Source organism: Candidatus Enterococcus avicola (assembly GCF_047470845.1).
Lineage (GTDB): Bacteria > Bacillota > Bacilli > Lactobacillales > Enterococcaceae > Enterococcus_D > Enterococcus_D casseliflavus.
The window spans coordinates 33,268-51,382 of sequence record NZ_JBLGTY010000007.1 but is presented as its reverse complement, the minus strand read 5'-3'; the positions used below and the strand labels follow the sequence as shown (position 1 = coordinate 51,382).

15 protein-coding genes and 1 riboswitch are annotated in these 18,115 nt (G+C 43.6%); of the genes, 13 read left to right on the top strand and 2 right to left on the bottom strand.

What is annotated here, in order from left to right:
- Positions 1 to 606: a DUF1054 domain-containing protein gene (locus tag ACI3E5_RS08090; RefSeq protein ID WP_016611021.1), complete on the bottom strand. Its 606-nt coding sequence runs from the start codon at positions 604 to 606 to the stop codon at positions 1 to 3.
- A 100-nt stretch (positions 607 to 706) separates the two neighbouring features.
- Positions 707 to 1,141 carry a hypothetical protein gene (locus tag ACI3E5_RS08085; RefSeq protein WP_325845047.1) on the bottom strand — a complete coding sequence of 145 codons (435 nt, stop codon included), beginning with the start codon at positions 1,139 to 1,141 and terminating at the stop codon, positions 707 to 709.
- 214 nt (positions 1,142 to 1,355) lie between these two features.
- Here ACI3E5_RS08085 and purC point away from each other — a divergent pair, with 214 nt between their 5' ends.
- The 13 genes from purC (at position 1,356) to mgtA (ending at position 18,055) form a co-directional block, all read left to right on the top strand.
- A complete protein-coding gene (gene purC, locus ACI3E5_RS08080; RefSeq protein ID WP_325845048.1) occupies positions 1,356 to 2,081 on the top strand; it encodes a phosphoribosylaminoimidazolesuccinocarboxamide synthase in 726 nt (241 codons plus the stop codon).
- The gene (gene purS, locus ACI3E5_RS08075; protein ID WP_010749587.1) at positions 2,072 to 2,344 is read left to right on the top strand and encodes a phosphoribosylformylglycinamidine synthase subunit PurS; all 273 of its coding nucleotides are present in this window, start codon (positions 2,072 to 2,074) and stop codon (positions 2,342 to 2,344) included. Before purC ends, purS begins: the two co-directional genes overlap by 10 nt.
- Positions 2,341 to 3,018 carry a phosphoribosylformylglycinamidine synthase subunit PurQ gene (purQ, locus tag ACI3E5_RS08070; RefSeq protein WP_325845049.1) on the top strand — a complete coding sequence of 226 codons (678 nt, stop codon included), beginning with the start codon at positions 2,341 to 2,343 and terminating at the stop codon, positions 3,016 to 3,018. Before purS ends, purQ begins: the two co-directional genes overlap by 4 nt.
- Positions 3,011 to 5,239 carry a phosphoribosylformylglycinamidine synthase subunit PurL gene (gene purL, locus ACI3E5_RS08065; protein ID WP_170927531.1) on the top strand — a complete coding sequence of 743 codons (2,229 nt, stop codon included), beginning with the start codon at positions 3,011 to 3,013 and terminating at the stop codon, positions 5,237 to 5,239. Before purQ ends, purL begins: the two co-directional genes overlap by 8 nt.
- A complete protein-coding gene (gene purF / locus ACI3E5_RS08060; RefSeq protein WP_010749590.1) occupies positions 5,224 to 6,648 on the top strand; it encodes an amidophosphoribosyltransferase in 1,425 nt (474 codons plus the stop codon). Before purL ends, purF begins: the two co-directional genes overlap by 16 nt.
- 115 nt (positions 6,649 to 6,763) lie before the next feature.
- Entirely contained in the window at positions 6,764 to 7,810 is a 1,047-nt protein-coding gene (purM, locus tag ACI3E5_RS08055; RefSeq protein ID WP_010749591.1) for a phosphoribosylformylglycinamidine cyclo-ligase, read from the top strand.
- Positions 7,807 to 8,391 (top strand): phosphoribosylglycinamide formyltransferase, encoded by a 585-nt coding sequence (purN, locus tag ACI3E5_RS08050; protein ID WP_010749592.1) that lies wholly within the window; start codon positions 7,807 to 7,809, stop codon positions 8,389 to 8,391. The genes purM and purN overlap by 4 nt, the downstream gene beginning before the upstream one ends.
- Positions 8,384 to 9,919, top strand: a complete 1,536-nt coding sequence (purH, locus tag ACI3E5_RS08045; RefSeq protein WP_015509884.1) for a bifunctional phosphoribosylaminoimidazolecarboxamide formyltransferase/IMP cyclohydrolase — start codon at positions 8,384 to 8,386, stop codon at positions 9,917 to 9,919. The genes purN and purH overlap by 8 nt, the downstream gene beginning before the upstream one ends.
- A 16-nt stretch (positions 9,920 to 9,935) precedes the next feature.
- Positions 9,936 to 11,222, top strand: a complete 1,287-nt coding sequence (gene purD / locus ACI3E5_RS08040; RefSeq protein ID WP_498821353.1) for a phosphoribosylamine--glycine ligase — start codon at positions 9,936 to 9,938, stop codon at positions 11,220 to 11,222.
- 169 nt (positions 11,223 to 11,391) lie between these two features.
- A complete protein-coding gene (locus ACI3E5_RS08035) occupies positions 11,392 to 12,303 on the top strand; it encodes an aldo/keto reductase (RefSeq protein ID WP_325845050.1) in 912 nt (303 codons plus the stop codon).
- Between the two features lie 210 nt (positions 12,304 to 12,513).
- Complete coding sequence (gene guaC, locus ACI3E5_RS08030; RefSeq protein WP_005230038.1) at positions 12,514 to 13,491, top strand: GMP reductase; 978 nt, start codon at positions 12,514 to 12,516, stop codon at positions 13,489 to 13,491.
- A gap of 121 nt (positions 13,492 to 13,612) precedes the next feature.
- Positions 13,613 to 14,713: a non-hydrolyzing UDP-N-acetylglucosamine 2-epimerase gene (gene wecB / locus ACI3E5_RS08025; protein ID WP_325845051.1), complete on the top strand. Its 1,101-nt coding sequence runs from the start codon at positions 13,613 to 13,615 to the stop codon at positions 14,711 to 14,713.
- 391 nt (positions 14,714 to 15,104) lie between these two features.
- Positions 15,105 to 15,276: riboswitch (M-box (ykoK) riboswitch) on the top strand.
- A gap of 187 nt (positions 15,277 to 15,463) precedes the next feature.
- Positions 15,464 to 18,055: a magnesium-translocating P-type ATPase gene (gene mgtA / locus ACI3E5_RS08020; protein WP_010749598.1), complete on the top strand. Its 2,592-nt coding sequence runs from the start codon at positions 15,464 to 15,466 to the stop codon at positions 18,053 to 18,055.
- The last annotated feature ends 60 nt before the right edge of the window (positions 18,056 to 18,115 follow it).

The following is an 18,115-nucleotide window of genomic DNA, read 5'->3' as shown; positions in this document are numbered from 1 at the left end:
TTATTGTTCCTCCTTCAGAGCCGTCATACGGGCATGATAAAGCGGCAACAGCGTTTGATAAACTGCTAAAATATCCGCCATTTCAACGTCTTCGATCATTTCTTTCGGAAAAATCTTCCCAATTTGAAGCTCGCTTTTTTTGACTTTCTTCAATCGTTCCAAATAGGTTGGCCACATGGCGATAGGGTGGTGGTCGTATTTTGTGTGATCAGGAGAAAGTGTAAAGTCAGCTGGTAATTGATCGAATAATTCTTTTTGGGCCAACCAGGATTCAGCGATCGTTGCCTGATTTTTCGGTTGGTCGATCACGCTGAGCCAAACAAAGACATACGCTTGATTGATCCCAATTTGAAAGTGGGCATCCATTTTATAGCCTCGTTTGTTCGGACCGATCCCTGCCCAGGTTTCGGCAGGAGGGTAGACGGTTCTGCGTCGGTGCTGAGCAATATGCAAATAAAAAGGCTCTTGGCAGCTTTCTTCAATTAATGGGATCGCTGCCTCACCGATCGTTTGAAAAATCGGCTGAATCTCGGCACGGATTTTTTCCATTCGTTCGTCTAACGTTTCTAAAGAAAAAGCATCAAATGATTGTTTCGTAAATAGCATAATCGTATCCTTTCTTTTGTCTGAAAATAGTATAACAAAAAAAGCCCGATAAATTACGGGCTTTTGTTTATTTTACCTTTTTTTATTGAAGGATACTCAGTCAATTTGCCGCTGGACTCAATTTAAACGTTGATGTCTGGCTATGTTCCTTCAAAAGATGCAAAAGATCATCCAAGAAAGAAAAGTCCATTTCTTCTAAATTAAAATAAATCCGAAAAGAATACGTATGTTTAAATAAGCTTTGGCGATGGATTTGATGAATGATCAATTCGTCATTGCGCTCATTTTGAAATTGTAGAACACGCTTTTGTTCTTCGGCATAATGAGGGCGCGCCCCTTTTTTGAAGGGACTGAATAAATAGAAACTTGTTTGTTGGTTGATGGAAAGGATTTGCTGCACGGCCAATAATTCGTTATGGAGCTGTTGTTTTTCTTTGTCTGATAAATGAGCTAAAAAAAGTTCAGCACGATTCTTTAGCGACCACATATAGTACTCCTCCTTGAATGTAGCTACAATACGACCTAAATATAGCATGAAAAAAGAATATTGTAAACGCTTTATAAATCCTTCGTTGCTTCTAAAGAGGAATCTGCTTTCAATCAACTGGGTAAAAAGCGAACATTCGTGATTATTAATATGTAAATGTACAGATAATCGTTGACCCGCTTTTTCTGCGTTGTTAGAATAATAAGCAAATAAAGATGTGTGTCATCGCTATGTGAAAAATATTACTTAACTGAGGTGGATTATGGAATCAGAAGTGCTTCTTTATGAAGGAAAAGCCAAGAAATTGTTTAAAACCAACGAAGAGGATGTATTGAGAGTCGTTTATTTGGATCAAGCTACTGCATTGAATGGTCAAAAGAAAGATGCCGTTGTAGGAAAGGGTGCCTTGAACAATCAGATCACTGCGCATCTTTTTCAGCGCTTAGCCGACAAAAACGTCCCAAGTCACTTTCTTCAATTAGTGTCTAAATACGAACAATTAATTCGAGCTGTTGCTATGATTCCTTTAGAAGTCGTTGTTCGCAACACGGCTGCTGGTAGTTTTTCAAAGCGCTTGGGCATCGAAGAAGGAACCAAACTGCCAAAGCCGATCGTAGAGTTTTACTACAAAGAAGATCGTTTGGATGATCCGTTTATCAATGATGATCATGTGTTTTATCTAGGGCTTGCCTCAGAAGAGGAGCTGGACCAGATCAAAACATTGGCGCTGCAAGTCAACGCTGCGTTACTGGAAATCTTTGCGAATATCAACATTCGCTTGATCGATTTTAAAATCGAGATCGGCAAAACCAAAAAGGGCGAGTTGCTCCTGGCTGATGAGATTTCACCAGATACTTGTCGTTTATGGGATATGGGGACAAATGAGCATCTTGATAAAGATGTCTATCGACGTGATTTAGGGGACATCGTTCCTGTTTATGAAGAAGTCTTAAATCGTTTAGAAAAGGAGAATTCAGCATGTATTTAGTCAAAGTTTATGTAACCTATAAGGAATCTGTTTTAGACCCTCAAGGAGAAGCTGTGAAAGGAGCCGTTCATCGCTTGGGGTATCAAGATGTCAGTGATATTCGGATCGGGAAATACTTTGAAATCAAAGTGACACCTTCAAACAATCAAACACAAGCAGCTGTAGCAGAAGAAATCGAAGCGATCTGCGACAAGCTTTTGGCAAACGTCAATATGGAAACCTACCGTTATGAAATGGTCCAAATGGAGGAAGCAGCCCTATGAAATTTGCAGTGATCGTCTTTCCTGGATCAAATTGTGATGTTGATTTGATGCGGGCAATCAAAGATATCATGGGGGCAGAAGCAGAATATGTACGCCATGATGCAGACAGCTTAGCTGGTTTTGACGGTGTTTTGCTTCCAGGAGGATTTTCTTATGGTGATTACTTAAGATGTGGAGCGATCGCCCGTTTTTCTACGATCATGTCAGAGGTCATTCGTTTGGCAAATGAAGGCAAACCTGTCTTTGGTACCTGCAATGGGTTTCAAATTTTAACGGAAGCGGGCTTGTTACCAGGGGTTTTACAAAGAAATGAATCTCTGCATTTTATTTGCAAACCGGTCCGTCTGCAAGTGAATAATCAAACAGCTTTTACTTCTGAATATGAAATGGATCAAGTTATTACGCTTCCTGTCGCTCATGGTGAGGGCAATTATTATTGTGATGAAACGACTTATCAGGAATTGGTTGCCAACAATCAAATCGTTTTCCGTTATGAAGATAACGTCAACGGCAGCCTACACAACATCGCTGGTATCTGTAATAAAGCTGGCAATGTTCTAGGCATGATGCCTCATCCAGAACGAGCGATGGAAAGCTTATTGGGCTCAGAAGATGGCAAGAAGTTTTTTGCTTCATTATTGAAAAATTTTGGGAAGGTGCCGGTAAATGGATAAAATGATCGTAAAAGAACCTACACCACAAGAAATCAAAGACACGAAATTATACGAGCAATGGGGATTGACCCAAGAAGAATATCGGATGATCTCAGAAGATATTTTGGGGCGTTTACCGAACTATACCGAAACTGGACTCTTTTCAGTGATGTGGAGTGAACATTGTTCTTACAAAAATTCCAAACCTGTTTTGCGGAAATTCCCGACAGAAGGGCCGCAAGTACTGCAAGGACCTGGCGAAGGTGCGGGTATCGTGGATATCGGCGATGATCTAGCCGTCGTTTTTAAAGCGGAAAGCCATAATCATCCTTCTGCGGTGGAACCTTATGAAGGAGCAGCAACTGGTGTTGGTGGGATCATCCGCGACATCTTCAGTATGGGTGCAAGACCGATTGCTGTTTTAGACTCCTTACGATTTGGTGAGTTAGATAATCCAAGAACGAAATATCTTTTGGAAGAAGTCGTTGCTGGGATCAGTGGCTATGGCAACTGTATTGGGATTCCGACCGTCGGTGGTGAAGTGGCATTTGATCCTTGTTATGAAGGCAATCCATTAGTCAATGCGATGTGTGTAGGGATCATTGCTCACAAGGATATTCAAAAAGGGCAGGCCAAAGGTGTTGGAAACACCATCATGTATGTCGGCGCAAAAACAGGACGCGACGGGATACATGGGGCGACTTTTGCATCGGAAGAATTTGTCGAAGGGGAAGAACAACAACGTTCCGCCGTACAAGTCGGTGATCCTTTTATGGAAAAACTTTTGTTGGAAGCTTGTTTGGAATTGATCGTGGATCATTCGGACATTTTAGTCGGAATTCAAGATATGGGTGCTGCTGGATTGGTTTCTTCTAGTGCCGAGATGGCATCAAAAGCCGGATCAGGGTTGCGCTTAACGTTAGATGATGTTCCACAACGAGAAACCAATATGACGCCTTATGAAATGATGTTGTCAGAATCTCAAGAGCGGATGCTGATCTGTGTCAAAAAAGGACATGAAGCTGAAGTGGAAGCACTCTTTAAGAAATACGATCTAGAAGCCGTCGTGATCGGTGAAGTAACAGATGATGGCAACTATCGTTTGTTCCATCACGGACAGGAAGTCGCTAATTTGCCAGTAGATGCTTTAGCTGAAGATGCGCCGACTTACTACAAAGAGATGGCAGAACCGAAACGGATCAAAGTGTTTAAGGAAACACCAGACTTTGTTCCAGTGATTCACTCAGCAACGTCTGTATTTGCCGATCTACTGCAGCAGCCGACGATCGCTTCAAAACGCTCGATTTTTGAAACCTACGATTCGCAAGTTCGTACCAATACCGTGGTAGGACCCGGCAGTGATGCCGCTGTGTTACGAATCAAGGGAACCAATAAAGCCTTGGCGATGACGACTGACTGTAATGCTCGTTACCTGTACTTAGATCCAGAAGTCGGCGGACAGATCGCAGTTGCAGAAGCTGCTCGAAATATCGTCGCTTCCGGTGGGCGTCCATTGGCGATCACTGACTGCCTTAACTTCGGCTCGCCAGATAAACCAGAAGGATTCTGGGAGTTATCCACGGCTGCTGACGGGATCTCAGAAGCTTGTCGTGTGCTAGAGACACCAGTCATTTCTGGGAACGTCTCCTTATACAACGAAACGGACGGACAATCGGTCTATCCAACGCCGGTAATTGGGATGGTCGGATTGATCGAAGAGCTGGCGCATATCACGACGCAGCATTTCCAAGCAGCGGGGGATCTGATCTATGTCCTAGGGGAAACCCATGCTGACTTCAATGGGTCTGAATTGCAAAAACTGCAGACAGGAAAGATCGCTGGGCGTTTAATGTCCTTTGACCTTGAAACAGAAAAAATGAACCAACAATTGGTTACCGCAGCGATCCAAGCAGGTCTTGTTCAAAGTGCCCACGATTGTGCCGAAGGTGGTTTAGCGATCGCTTTAGCCGAATCCGCTTTTGACAAGGGCTTTGGTCTAAATGTGACCGTGTCATTGCCAGCAGCACAATTGTTTTCAGAAACCCAATCCCGTTTTGTGCTTTCAGTCGCACCTGATAAGCAAGCAGCTTTTGAAGCACTGGTAGGCGCTGCTGCAACAGCGATCGGGGAAGTGACTGCTGATGGCCAGATTCGCATGCAAGCACAAGATGATACGATCGAGATGCCCCTTACTGAGGCGAAATTGAAATGGGAGGAAGCCATTCCATGTTTAATGAAGTAAAGAGCCTCAACGAGGAATGTGGGGTTTTTGGTGTTTGGGGTCATCCAGATGCCGCTCGTGTCACCTACTTCGGACTACACAGTTTGCAACATCGCGGCCAAGAAGGTGCAGGGATTGTCACGAATGATGCGGGGAAACTCAATGGCCACCGTGATTTAGGGTTGCTAGCGGAAGTCTTTTCGGATGAACGTGTCCTCCAGCGTCTGACAGGAGATGCTGCCATTGGTCACGTTCGTTACGCAACTGCTGGTAATGGTAGCGTTGATAATATTCAACCATTTTTATTCAAATTTTTTGATCAGCAGATTGGCTTAGCTCATAACGGCAACTTGACGAATGCGAAAAGTCTACGGAAATCCTTAGAAAAGGCTGGTGCGATTTTCCACTCGAATTCCGATACAGAGATTCTCATGCACTTGATCCGTCGCAGCGAAGAACCGCTTTTTATGGATCGGGTCAAGGAGGCATTAAATCAAGTTAAAGGTGGATTTGCGTACCTTTTACTGACCGAAAATGCCATGATCGCAGCACTAGACCCCAATGGCTTTCGGCCATTGTCAATCGGGAAAATGGTCAATGGTGCTTATGTGGTGGCTTCAGAAACCTGTGCGTTGGAAGTCATCGGTGCGGAATTTATTCGTGATGTCCGACCAGGCGAAGTCGTGATCATTGATGATGCAGGCATTCAAATTGAACAGTATACCCAAGAAGTACAACCCGCGATATGTTCGATGGAGTTTATCTATTTTGCCCGTCCTGATTCCAACATCGCTGGCGTCAACGTCCATCGTGCCCGTAAAAATATGGGCCGTCGCTTAGCACAAGAGGCGCCGATCGAAGCGGATATGGTCATTGGTGTACCGAATTCATCCTTATCTGCTGCCAGCGGGTATGCAGAAGCTTCAGGTATTCCCTATGAATTAGGCTTAGTAAAAAATCAATACATCGCACGAACGTTTATTCAACCGACGCAGGAGTTAAGGGAACAAGGTGTACGGATGAAGCTCTCAGCTGTTCGTGGCGTAGTCGAAGGCAAACGAGTGATTCTAGTCGACGATTCGATCGTCCGAGGAACCACCAGCCGCCGTATCGTGCAACTGCTAAAAGAAGCAGGTGCCAAAGAAGTTCATGTACGTATCGGTTCGCCGCCTTTGCGCTATCCGTGTTTTTACGGGATCGACATTCAAACGAGAAAAGAATTGATCGCAGCCAAATATACGGAAGCTGAGATTTGTGAAAAAATCGAAGCAGATTCTTTGGCCTTTTTAAGTGAAGACGGGTTGATCGAAGCGATCGGTTTAGATTTTGACGCACCTTACTCAGGATTGTGTATGGCCTATTTCAATGGCGATTATCCAACCCCTTTGTATGATTATGAAGAAAACTATCTCGCGTCTTTAGCTGAATAAATTGTAGGCAAAAATGGTTTTTCAAACGAAGCAGTGAAGGACCGCTGGTTTACTTGCGTTAACGACGAATGAGCTGAATGAAGAAAAGCGGATGAATGATTGAGGAGGAACGAACGTGGCAAATGCATATGCAAAAGCCGGTGTCGATGTCGAAGCCGGTTATGAAGTAGTCGAACGGATCAAAAAGCATGTGAAACGAACAGAACGTCTAGGCGTGATGGGGGCAATCGGGGGCTTTGGTGGCTGTTTTGACTTATCATCGTACCAATTGAAAGAACCAGTACTCGTTTCTGGGACAGATGGTGTAGGAACTAAGCTTTTATTGGCGATCCAGCAAGAACAGCACACAACGATCGGCATTGATTGTGTCGCAATGTGCGTGAATGATATCGTCGCTCAAGGGGCAGAACCTATCTACTTCCTTGACTATGTTGCAGTCGGTAAAAACGATCCGGCAAAGATCGAACAAATCATTGCTGGTGTCGCAGAGGGCTGTGTGCAAGCGGGTGCTGCCCTGATTGGTGGGGAAACCGCTGAAATGCCGGGAATGTACCAACCAGAAGAATATGATCTTGCTGGCTTTGCCGTAGGAATCGTCGAAAAAAGTCGCTTGATCACTGGAGAAACCATCAAAGAAGGCGATGAGCTGATTGGTTTGCCTTCATCAGGCATTCACTCGAATGGGTACTCTTTAGTCAGAAAAGTCTTTTTTGAACAGCATGGCTATACAGGAGCAGAAACATTTGCAGAACTTGACAACCAAACACTTGCAGAAAGTTTATTGACGCCAACGAGAATTTACGTGGATGCATTGAAGCCTTTATTGACAGAAGGATTGCTAGCTGGAATTTCTCATATCACTGGTGGCGGCTTTGTTGAAAATATCCCGCGGATGCTGCCTGAAGGTCTGGCGGCAGAAATCTCCTTAGACACTTGGCCGCAGTTGCCGATATTTGATCTGATCGCTGCTCATGGCGCGATTCCTCACCAAGAAATGTTCGAGATTTTCAACATGGGGATCGGTATGGTCTTAGCCGTTGCGCCAGAAAATGTTGCGGCAGTAATGGCGCTTCTATCCGCCAATGAAGAACCAGCGTATCGGATCGGTAAAGTGACGAAACGTGACAACGAAGCTGTCTGCTTTAAAGAGGCAGTCCGATGAGGATCGCCGTCTTTGCTTCTGGAACGGGCAGCAATTTTACAGCGATCGCCGATGCGATCCAGGCTAATGAAATCAAAGGGGCGCAGATCGGATTGGTCTTTTCCGATAAACCAGCAGCGCCAGTGATAGAAAAAGCCCGCGCAAGAGACTATGAAACGCTTGTCTTGGAGCCAGCGGCTTTTGCGTCAAAAGCAGCCTTTGAAAGGAAATTGATCGAAGAATTGCAGTATCATGCCATCGATTTTATTGTTTTAGCTGGGTATATGCGGATCATCGGGAACACCCTATTATCCGCTTATGAAGGCAGAGTCATCAATATCCATCCCTCGTTGTTGCCGAGCTTCCCAGGCAAATCTGGGATTGCCGATGCCTTCGCTTATGGCGTGAAAGTGACGGGGGTTACGGTTCATTATGTCGATGCTGGCATTGATACAGGGCCAATCATTGCCCAAGAAATCGTTCGGATTGACACCGACGATACGTTAACAAGTGTGACAGAGAAAATTCATCAAGTGGAACACCAAATCTATCCAGCTGTTTTAGCTGAAATTGTGGAAAAGGGGCTATCAAATCGTGAATAAACGTGCATTAATCAGTGTGTCTGACAAAGAAGGACTGGTACCATTTGTCCAAGAATTGACCAATTTAGGATTTGAGATCATTTCAACTGGCGGGACCAAAACCGTCTTGGAGGAAGCAGGGCTTCAACCGATCGGCATCGAAGCGATCACAGAATTTCCTGAAATGATGGACGGTAGGGTAAAAACGCTACATCCGCGGGTGCATGGTGGTCTATTAGGGCGACGTGATCTGCCTTCTCATATGGAGGCAATGGCTGAGCACGGTATTTTACCGATCGACCTCGTTGTCGTCAATCTTTATCCATTCAAAGAAACGATCAGCAAGCCTGATGTCACAGAAGCCGACGCAATCGAAAATATCGACATCGGCGGACCAAGCATGCTGCGTTCTGCGGCGAAAAACCATGCCTCAGTAACTGTTGTCGTTGATCCCAAGGATTACGACTGGGTCTTAACTGAGCTGAAGGAAGGCAATACGACGTTGGCATCAAGAAAGAAATTAGCTGCCAAAGTCTTCCGCCATACCGCAGCCTACGATGCCTTGATTGGTGAATACTTGACCAAAGCGGTGGCTGAAACAGAAACGGAGAACTTGACGAAAACCTATGTTTTGAAACAAACATTGCGTTATGGTGAAAATAGTCATCAGAAAGCTTCCTTCTATCAAGACGCATTACCCGTGCCCTATTCGATTGCCAGCGCAAAACAAATCCACGGCAAAGAATTGTCTTACAACAACATTAAAGATGCTGACGCTGCCTTACGGATCGCAGAAGAATTTACAGAGCCAACTGCAGTAGCCCTAAAGCACATGAATCCATGTGGAATCGGAAGTGGAGAAACGATTGCTGAAGCTTTCCAAGAAGCTTACGAAGCAGACCCAGTGTCGATTTTTGGCGGGATTATCGTCTTAAATCGTCCAGTTGATGTGGCAACTGCGCAGCAGCTGCAGCGGATTTTTCTTGAGATCATTATTGCACCTGCATTTGAAGAAGGAGCACTTGAAATCCTAACGAAGAAAAAAAATCTGCGCTTGCTGGTTGTTGATTTCGAAAAAGCAGCCAAACAGCCAGAAGTTGTCTCTGTCCTTGGGGGCTTATTGGTGCAAGAACCAGACGATCAAATGGAGTCACCAGCAGATTGGACCGTGGTGACCAAAAGACAGCCGACACCAGAAGAAATCGCAGCCTTGGCATTTGCTTGGAAAGCGGTGAAACACGTGAAGTCCAATGCGATCGTTTTAGCCAATCAACAGCAAACCGTCGGGATCGGTGCTGGTCAGATGAACCGCGTTGGTTCAGTGAAAATCGCTGTGGAACAAGCCCGTGAAAACAATAAATTGGCTGGTTCAGTGCTGGCAAGCGATGCCTTTTTCCCGATGGATGACAGTGTCGAATATGCAGCACAACAAGGAATCAAAGCGATTATTCAACCTGGTGGTAGTATCAAAGATCAAGAATCGATCGACATGGCAGATAAGTACGGTGTGGCGATGGTCTTTACTGGTGTTCGTCATTTTAAACACTAAGAAATAGGAGAAGACGATGAAAATACTTGTTATTGGTAGTGGTGGCAGAGAACATGCCGTCGCAAAAAAGTTTCTGCAAGACCCTCAAGTTGAAACAGTCTTTTGTGCAAAGGGCAATCCTGGAATGCGAAAAGACGGGATCGTGACAGTCGCAATTGAAGAGTCTGATCATGAAGGTTTGATTGCTTTTGCTCAAGAGCAGGAGGTTGATTGGACCTTCGTTGGTCCAGAAGTTCCATTACTAAATGGCATCGTAGATGATTTTCAGGCGGCGGGCTTGGAAATTTTTGGTCCCAATCGACAAGCAGCGATGATCGAAGGATCAAAAGAGTTTGCCAAAGAATTGATGCGTGCCAATCACATTCCAACAGCTGACTATCAAAGCTTTACAGATAGTGCGCAAGCAAAAGCATATATCCAACTTAAAGGTGCACCGATCGTTATCAAAGCGGATGGCTTAGCGGCAGGTAAAGGCGTAGTTGTTGCTGAAACCGTTGATGAGGCGAATGCAGCTGTCGAAGCGATGCTGGAGCAAAATGCTTTTGGTGAAAGTGGTGCAAAAGTGGTGATCGAAGAGTTTTTGGCTGGCGAAGAGTTTTCGCTCTTGGCGTTTGTTAAGGACGAAGCCGTCTATCCAATGGTCATTGCCCAAGACCATAAACGTGCGTTTGATGGCGATTTAGGGCCGAATACAGGAGGTATGGGGGCGTACACACCAGTACCGCAGATTCCGCAAGAAATGGTCGATCAAGCGGTCAAAGAAGTTTTACTTCCTGCAGCAAAAGGGATGATTCTTAATAAGACATCATTTACTGGTATTCTTTATGCAGGTCTGATTGCTACTAATGATGGACCGAAAGTCATTGAATTTAATGCTCGTTTTGGTGATCCAGAAACGCAAGTCGTGTTAAGTCGTTTAGATAGTAGCCTGGCACAGATCATTGATGATCTCTTGCAGGATCGAGAGCCCGCGATCCGCTGGAATCAAGCGGCTTCGATCGGTGTCGTGATTGCATCGCAAGGATATCCTGGCAAGTATCAGCAAGGAATGCCTGTTCCATCTCCTCAAGGAGAAGGAACACAATTCTTTTATGCAGGAGTGGAGGAGACTGCTGATCAAGGCGATTTGACGGCAGCTGGTGGTCGTGTTTTTCTTGTGGAAGCTTCAGCTGAGGATTTAGCTACTGCACAAAAGAACGTCTATGAAGCAATCAATAAATTGCCTTTGTCGGGTTTGTTTTATCGAAATGACATTGGTGACAAAGCCTTACACTATAGCAACTCATCAAAGGCAATGAAGTAAAGAACGTTTCAATGCGTAATGCAAATTGAAAGTAAAGGATGACTGCCAGTAGAACCAATCGGTTGTGCTGGTGGTTTTCATTTTATAGGAGGTTTTTTTGACGTTGGTGTAGCGTTTTCATCTTGTTGTGCTAAAATAAGAATGTAGTTTAAATAAGGAGGAACTTTACGTGAAAATTAAATTCGGTCCCACAGATTTAGAAGTATCTAGCGTGATTTTAGGTTTGATGCGAATCAACAATGCCAAAGACCCAGTGAAAGTATTGACGACAGCGATTGAAAATGACATTACCTTTTTTGACCATGCCGATATCTATGGGCGCGGGGAGTGTGAAACGATTTTTGCGGAAGCGTTAGCAAAAACGGATGCCAAAAGAGAAGAGTTGTTCATTCAATCAAAATGTGGCATCGTTCCAGGTGAAATGTTTGATTTTTCGAAAGAGCATATCATTTCTTCCGTGGAAGGTAGTTTACAGCGTTTGAAAACCGATCATTTGGATGCGCTACTATTGCATCGCCCTGACACTTTGTTTGAACCAGAAGAAGTGGCAGCTGCCTTTGATCAATTAGAAAAAGACGGCAAAGTGAAATACTTCGGTGTCAGCAATCAAAAACCTGGTCAAATCGAATTGTTGAAAAAATATGTTTCCCAACCTTTAGTAGCGAATCAGCTGCAATTCGGGATCATGCATACGGGAATGATCGATCAAGGAATTCATGTCAACATGACGGATGCTGGTAGTGTCGATCATGATGGAGAAATTCTTGAATATTCTCGCTTGCATGAGATGACGATCCAAGCTTGGTCTCCGTATCAATATGGTTTCTTCGAAGGTGTCTTTATCGGTAACGAGAAATTCCCCGAGTTGAACGAAAAATTGACTGAACTAGCGGACAAGTATCAAACGACACCGACAGGTATTGCTTCTGCGTGGATCTTACGTCACCCTGCAAACATGCAAGTGATTGCTGGAACGATGACCCCACATCGGATCGAAGAAATCGCGCAAGCATCTTCGATCGTATTGACTCGCCATGAATGGTATGAGGTGTATAAAGCAGCAGGGAACATCTTGCCGTAATTTATTAGTAAATCCCGTTTTTTTCAGTACTTATAAGGATGAATGTTCGCAAAAGACGAACATTCATCCTTTTTTTTCAAAAAGTATTTCTAAAAAGCTTGTATTTCACTTCTAGGTGGTTTAAATTGTTGTGGGCGTTAAAAATAGGCTGATGCCATTTGATGCTTGCTTCACTCTTAGTAAGATTTGGAGGATATTTTTATGTTTGACATGAAAGTTTTTGATTACGAAGATATACAACTGATTCCTAACAAGTGTATCGTGAACAGCCGTTCAGAATGTGATACCACGGTGACATTAGGCGGACACTCTTTTAAGATGCCTGTCGTTCCTGCAAATATGCAAACGATTATTGATGATTCGATCGCAGAATTTTTAGCTGAAAATGGCTATTTTTATATTATGCACCGCTTTGATGAAGAAGCACGGATTCCATTTATCAAAAAAATGAAGAGCCGTGGCTTGATTGCTTCTATCAGCGTAGGTGTCAAAGAAAATGAATATGCCTTTGTGGAAGAACTAGCTGACAAAGAGCTTGTTCCTGATTTTATTACGATCGATATTGCTCATGGCCACTCAAACGCCGTGATCAATATGATCCAACACATCAAGAAGCATTTGCCAGCAACGTTTGTGATCGCTGGAAATGTTGGAACGCCAGAAGCAGTTCGTGAATTGGAAAACGCTGGTGCAGATGCAACGAAAGTCGGCATTGGACCTGGGAAAGTTTGTATCACAAAAATCAAAACTGGTTTCGGGACTGGCGGCTGGCAGTTAGCAGCACTACGTTGGTGTGCCAAAGCTGCTCGCAAACCAATCATTGCAGATGGCGGCATTCGGACACACGGCGATATCGCTAAATCTGTCCGTTTCGGTGCAACAATGGTCATGATCGGTTCATTGTTTGCAGGTCATGAAGAATCACCAGGAGAAACCAAGGTAGAAAACGGCGTTGTGATGAAAGAATACTTTGGTTCTGCATCAGAATTTCAAAAAGGTGAAAAGAAAAACGTGGAAGGAAAGAAAATTTGGATTCAATACAAAGGTTCTTTGAAAGACACGTTAGTTGAAATGCAGCAAGACTTGCAATCATCGATCTCTTATGCAGGTGGAAAAGATTTAGAATCGATTCGTAAAGTGGATTACGTAATCGTGAAGAATTCGATTTTCAATGGAGATACGATCTAAACAGGATACTAAAGAAGCGACCTCCTATTGGTCGTTTCTTTTTTTGTAAGAAGAACCATTTTGTTTTTCTGTTTTCTTCGTTATAATAGAAGCAATGAAGAGTAGAGGAGCGGGTGACCAAATGACAATCAAAGTGATGTCAGTGTTCGGTACCAGACCGGAAGCCATCAAAATGGCGCCACTAGTTAAGGAATTGGAAAACGACCCGCGTTTTGAATCGATCGTTGTGGTGACGGCGCAGCATCGAGAAATGTTGGATCAAGTATTAACGGTTTTTGAGATCGCACCAGACTATGATCTGGATATTATGACTTTAGGGCAAACCTTGACAGGGATCACCACCAAAGTTTTACTGGATCTAGAACCGATCCTGCAAAAAGAAACTCCTGATATCGTGCTGGTTCATGGGGATACGACCACCGCTTATGCAGCCGCGACGGCCGCCTTTTATCAGCAAATTCCTGTGGGGCATGTGGAAGCCGGTTTGCGCACATGGAACAAAAAATCTCCTTATCCAGAGGAAGCCAATCGTCAGTTAATCGATGTCTTAGCTGATTTTTATTTTGCGCCAACTTCCCAAAGCAAAAAAAATCTGCTGGCTGAAAACCGCAATGAGTCTGCAATTTATGTAACAGGTAATACCGCCATTGATGCGATGCGTTATACGATCTCGGAGGAATACCAGCATCCAGAACTTTCCGCAGCAGATCAAGCCATGATCCTATTAACAATGCATCGTCGAGAAAACTTAGGTGCTCCGATGCAGCAGGTCTTTCGTGCTTTGGCGCAGATCGCAAAGGAGAAGCCAACGATCAAAGTGGTTTTCCCTATGCACAAGAATCCCCAAGTCCGAGGGATTGCTCAGGAGATTCTTGGGGAACTAGCAAATGTTACGTTGATTGAGCCTTTAGATGTCATTGATTTTCATAACGTTGCGAATCAAAGTACCTTGATTTTGACGGATTCCGGTGGTGTTCAAGAAGAAGCGCCGTCATTAGGTGTTCCTGTTTTGGTCTTGCGAGATACAACAGAGCGTCCCGAAGGGATTGCTGCAGGTACGTTAAAACTGATCGGTACGTCTGAAGCTGCGGTTTATCAGGAAACAAAGCGACTGCTAGAAGATCCAGAAGCTTACAATGCCATGGCACATGCAGAAAATCCATACGGCGATGGGAAAGCAAGCCAGCGAATCCTTCAGATTTTAGCCGATCATTTTTCATGAGAGCTAGAGTAAATAATAATTCTCCCAGTATAGGTGAACATAGAGGAAGAGGCAGCTGTTTGTTAAATGGCTGTCTTTTTTATATCCATGAAACCTGCGGGAACGCCGTTTCCATTTTTTCGTTGATTGTGACAAACGAAGAAGCTTGATTAAGTGTGAGTTTCGCTTTGAAAGGATTTCTGTTCATCTGCTCGTATATAAAGGTTTATCAAGTATAAAATCACATCAGTTCTTTAACGCTGTTATTTTATTGTAAGACCTTTCATTTGAAAACCTATGGAAAACTTGGAAAAAAGGGTGCTTTTTTCCTTAGATGCTGTTGACATTGGTTAGGATAGCAGTTATTATGTGGGTAGTTGGAAGAAAGACTTCCGACGAACTGACATTTTATACAAATAATTGTTAGGTGAGGCTCCTATATGGACACAAGCTGCTGCCGCAAAAGCATCGAGAGATGCTTAGTTGGTAGGACAGGTCTAATCGTGAAGGTTAAACCCAAAGTAGCTGATAGCAAATTTGCTATCTACGCCCTATAGTGCTAAAGCTCTACAATGATCATGAGTTTTTTACGCATGCTTATTGGGAGCGTGCGTTTTTTTGTGTCTTTTGCGCGCGTTCCACAGTGACTTACCTAATAAAAAGAAAGGAAGATTCACATGGAATACCCCAGTCCCCAGATGAAACAGCGGAGTAGTTATCGAATCGCTAGGGGTGGCGTAAGCAACTCCTAAGTGCTAGGAGGAAAAAAAGATGTTAAAAAAACTATCGAAAGATCAAGAACTAAAATTACTTGCAAAATTGACCGAAAGAGAATTATTGATGGAGATGCGGACCTCCTTCCAAGGGTTATCGGAAGAAGATGCTGCAGAACGTTTAGCAGAGTATGGTCCAAACAAAGTCGACGCACAAAAACCAACACCCGCTTGGTTGATGATCTTAGGCGCTTTTAAAGATCCCTTTGTGTTAGTTTTAGCCCTATTAATGATTATTTCTTTTGTAACAGGCGATATTGAAGCAGTGATCGTGATGGGAATCATGATTTTAGCCAGTGTCATGATTACTTTCGTCCAAGAATACCGTTCCCAAAAAGCAAGCTTAGCGTTAAAAGAACTTATTGAAAATACTTGTTCCGTAACCAGAGATGGAATCACGAGAGAAATTCCAATGGATGAAGTCGTTCCTGGAGACATCGTCACCTTAGCAACTGGCGACATGATCCCTGCGGATGCGATCTTGATTTGGACCAAAGATTTATTTATCAATCAATCTTCATTAACAGGCGAATCAATGCCCGTTGAAAAATTTGTCGATGCTGGGATCAAAGAAAGCGATGAACAAATTTCTGCACTAGATATGCAAGATCTTGTTTTCATGGGTACCGATGTCTTAAGTGGTCAAGGAAAAGCCATTATTTTGAAAACCGGTCAAAGTACATTCTTTGGCGATATTGCTAAAAATGCGACCACGAAACGCGGCAAAACAACCTTTGAAGATGGCTTAACGAAAGTCAGCAAACTATTGTTGCGAATGGTCATGGTTCTTTTCCCAATCGTTTTATTGATCAATGGATTAACCAAGGGTGATTGGGGCGAAGCGTTGTTCTTCGCGATTGCAGTAGCAGTTGGTTTGACGCCAGAAATGCTACCAATGATCGTTACCAGTAACTTAGCCAAAGGGGCGATCTCTTTGTCAAAAGAAAAAGTGATCGTCAAAGAATTGCCTTCGATTCAAAACTTAGGTGCAATGGATGTATTATGTACCGATAAAACGGGTACGATCACCGAAGATCGTGTCGTGCTGGTACAACATTTAAACCCGTTTGGCGTAGAAGATAAACAAGTTCTTGATATGACCTATTTAAATTCTTACTATCAAACAGGGTGGAAAAACCTGATGGATATCGCAGTGCTAAACTACTATGAAGAAGAAGGTTTGGCAGCGCCATTTAACGATGTGACAAAAATCGATGAGATTCCTTTTGACTTTTCACGTCGTCGCTTGACGGTTGTTGTCAATGCGGATGGTCATCAACTGATGGTCACAAAAGGTGCAGCTGAAGAAATGGAACAAGTCTGCAAATACGTAGAAGTTGATGGCAAAGTGATGGAATTGACTCCTCAATTGAGAGAGCAATTACGTCAAGTGAACCTGCGCTTGAATAAACAAGGAATGCGCGTGTTGACAGTTGCCGTAAAACGCGATGCTCACGCAGATGCCGTTTATTCTGTAGCAGACGAACAAGACATGATCATGATTGGCTTTATGGGCTTCTTAGATCCAGCAAAAGAAACAGCCAAAACAGCGATTGCTTCTTTACACGGTCATGGCATCAATGTCAAAGTGTTGACTGGAGATAATGCGATCGTTGCGCAAAAAGTTTGCCGAGATGTTGGTATCGATGCAGATGAATACTTATTGGGAACCGATATTGATCATCTGTCAGATGAAGAGTTAGCAGCGAAAGCTGCAAAAACCAATCTGTTTGCAAAATTAAACCCAATGCAAAAATCACGAATCATTGAAACCATTCAAGCAGCAGGCCATACAGTCGGCTTTATGGGAGATGGCATCAACGATGCGCCTGCTTTACGCACGGCAGATGTTGGCATCTCGGTTGATACAGCAGCAGATATCACCAAAGATGCCAGCTCGATCATTTTATTAGAAAAAAGTTTAAATGTCCTTGATAAAGGGGTCATCGAAGGGCGCAAAGTATTTACCAATATGATGAAGTACATCAAAATGACGTTGAGTTCGAACTTCGGGAATGTCTTCTCGATCTTAGTTGCTAGTGCCTTTTTACCTTTCTTACCAATGTTGTCGATTCAATTGTTGGTTCAAAACTTGGTGTACGATATGGCACAATTGACGATTCCATGGGACAACGTAGACAAAGCAGAGTTAGAAAAACCAGTCAAATGGCAAGTAGGCGGACTATTGAAGTTTACCGTCGGCATTGGACCGGTCAGCAGCATCTTTGATATTTTGACCTTCTTTGTGATGTGGCATGTCTTTAGTGCAAATACGATCCAAGAGCAAGCCTTGTTCCAAGCAGGATGGTTTATGATCGGCTTAACGACACAAACCTTAGTTGTTCACATGATCCGAACAAGAAAATTACCATTTATCAATAGTATTGCTTCACCGGCAGTCCTGATCTCCAGCGTCCTAGCAATTGCAGTTGGCTTCTTAGTTATCTTGACGCCATTGCACACCGTCTTCGATTTTGCGGCGCTGCCATCAAGCTACTGGCCATGGTTTATTGGTATCAATTTCGCTTATTTAGTAACAGTTGAATTTGCCAAACGCATTTACATTCATGTGACGAAAGAATGGATTTAAAAAAACAGGTCGGCGTTCTTCCTATGGAGGGGAGAATTGCCGATCTGTTTCTTTTTATCC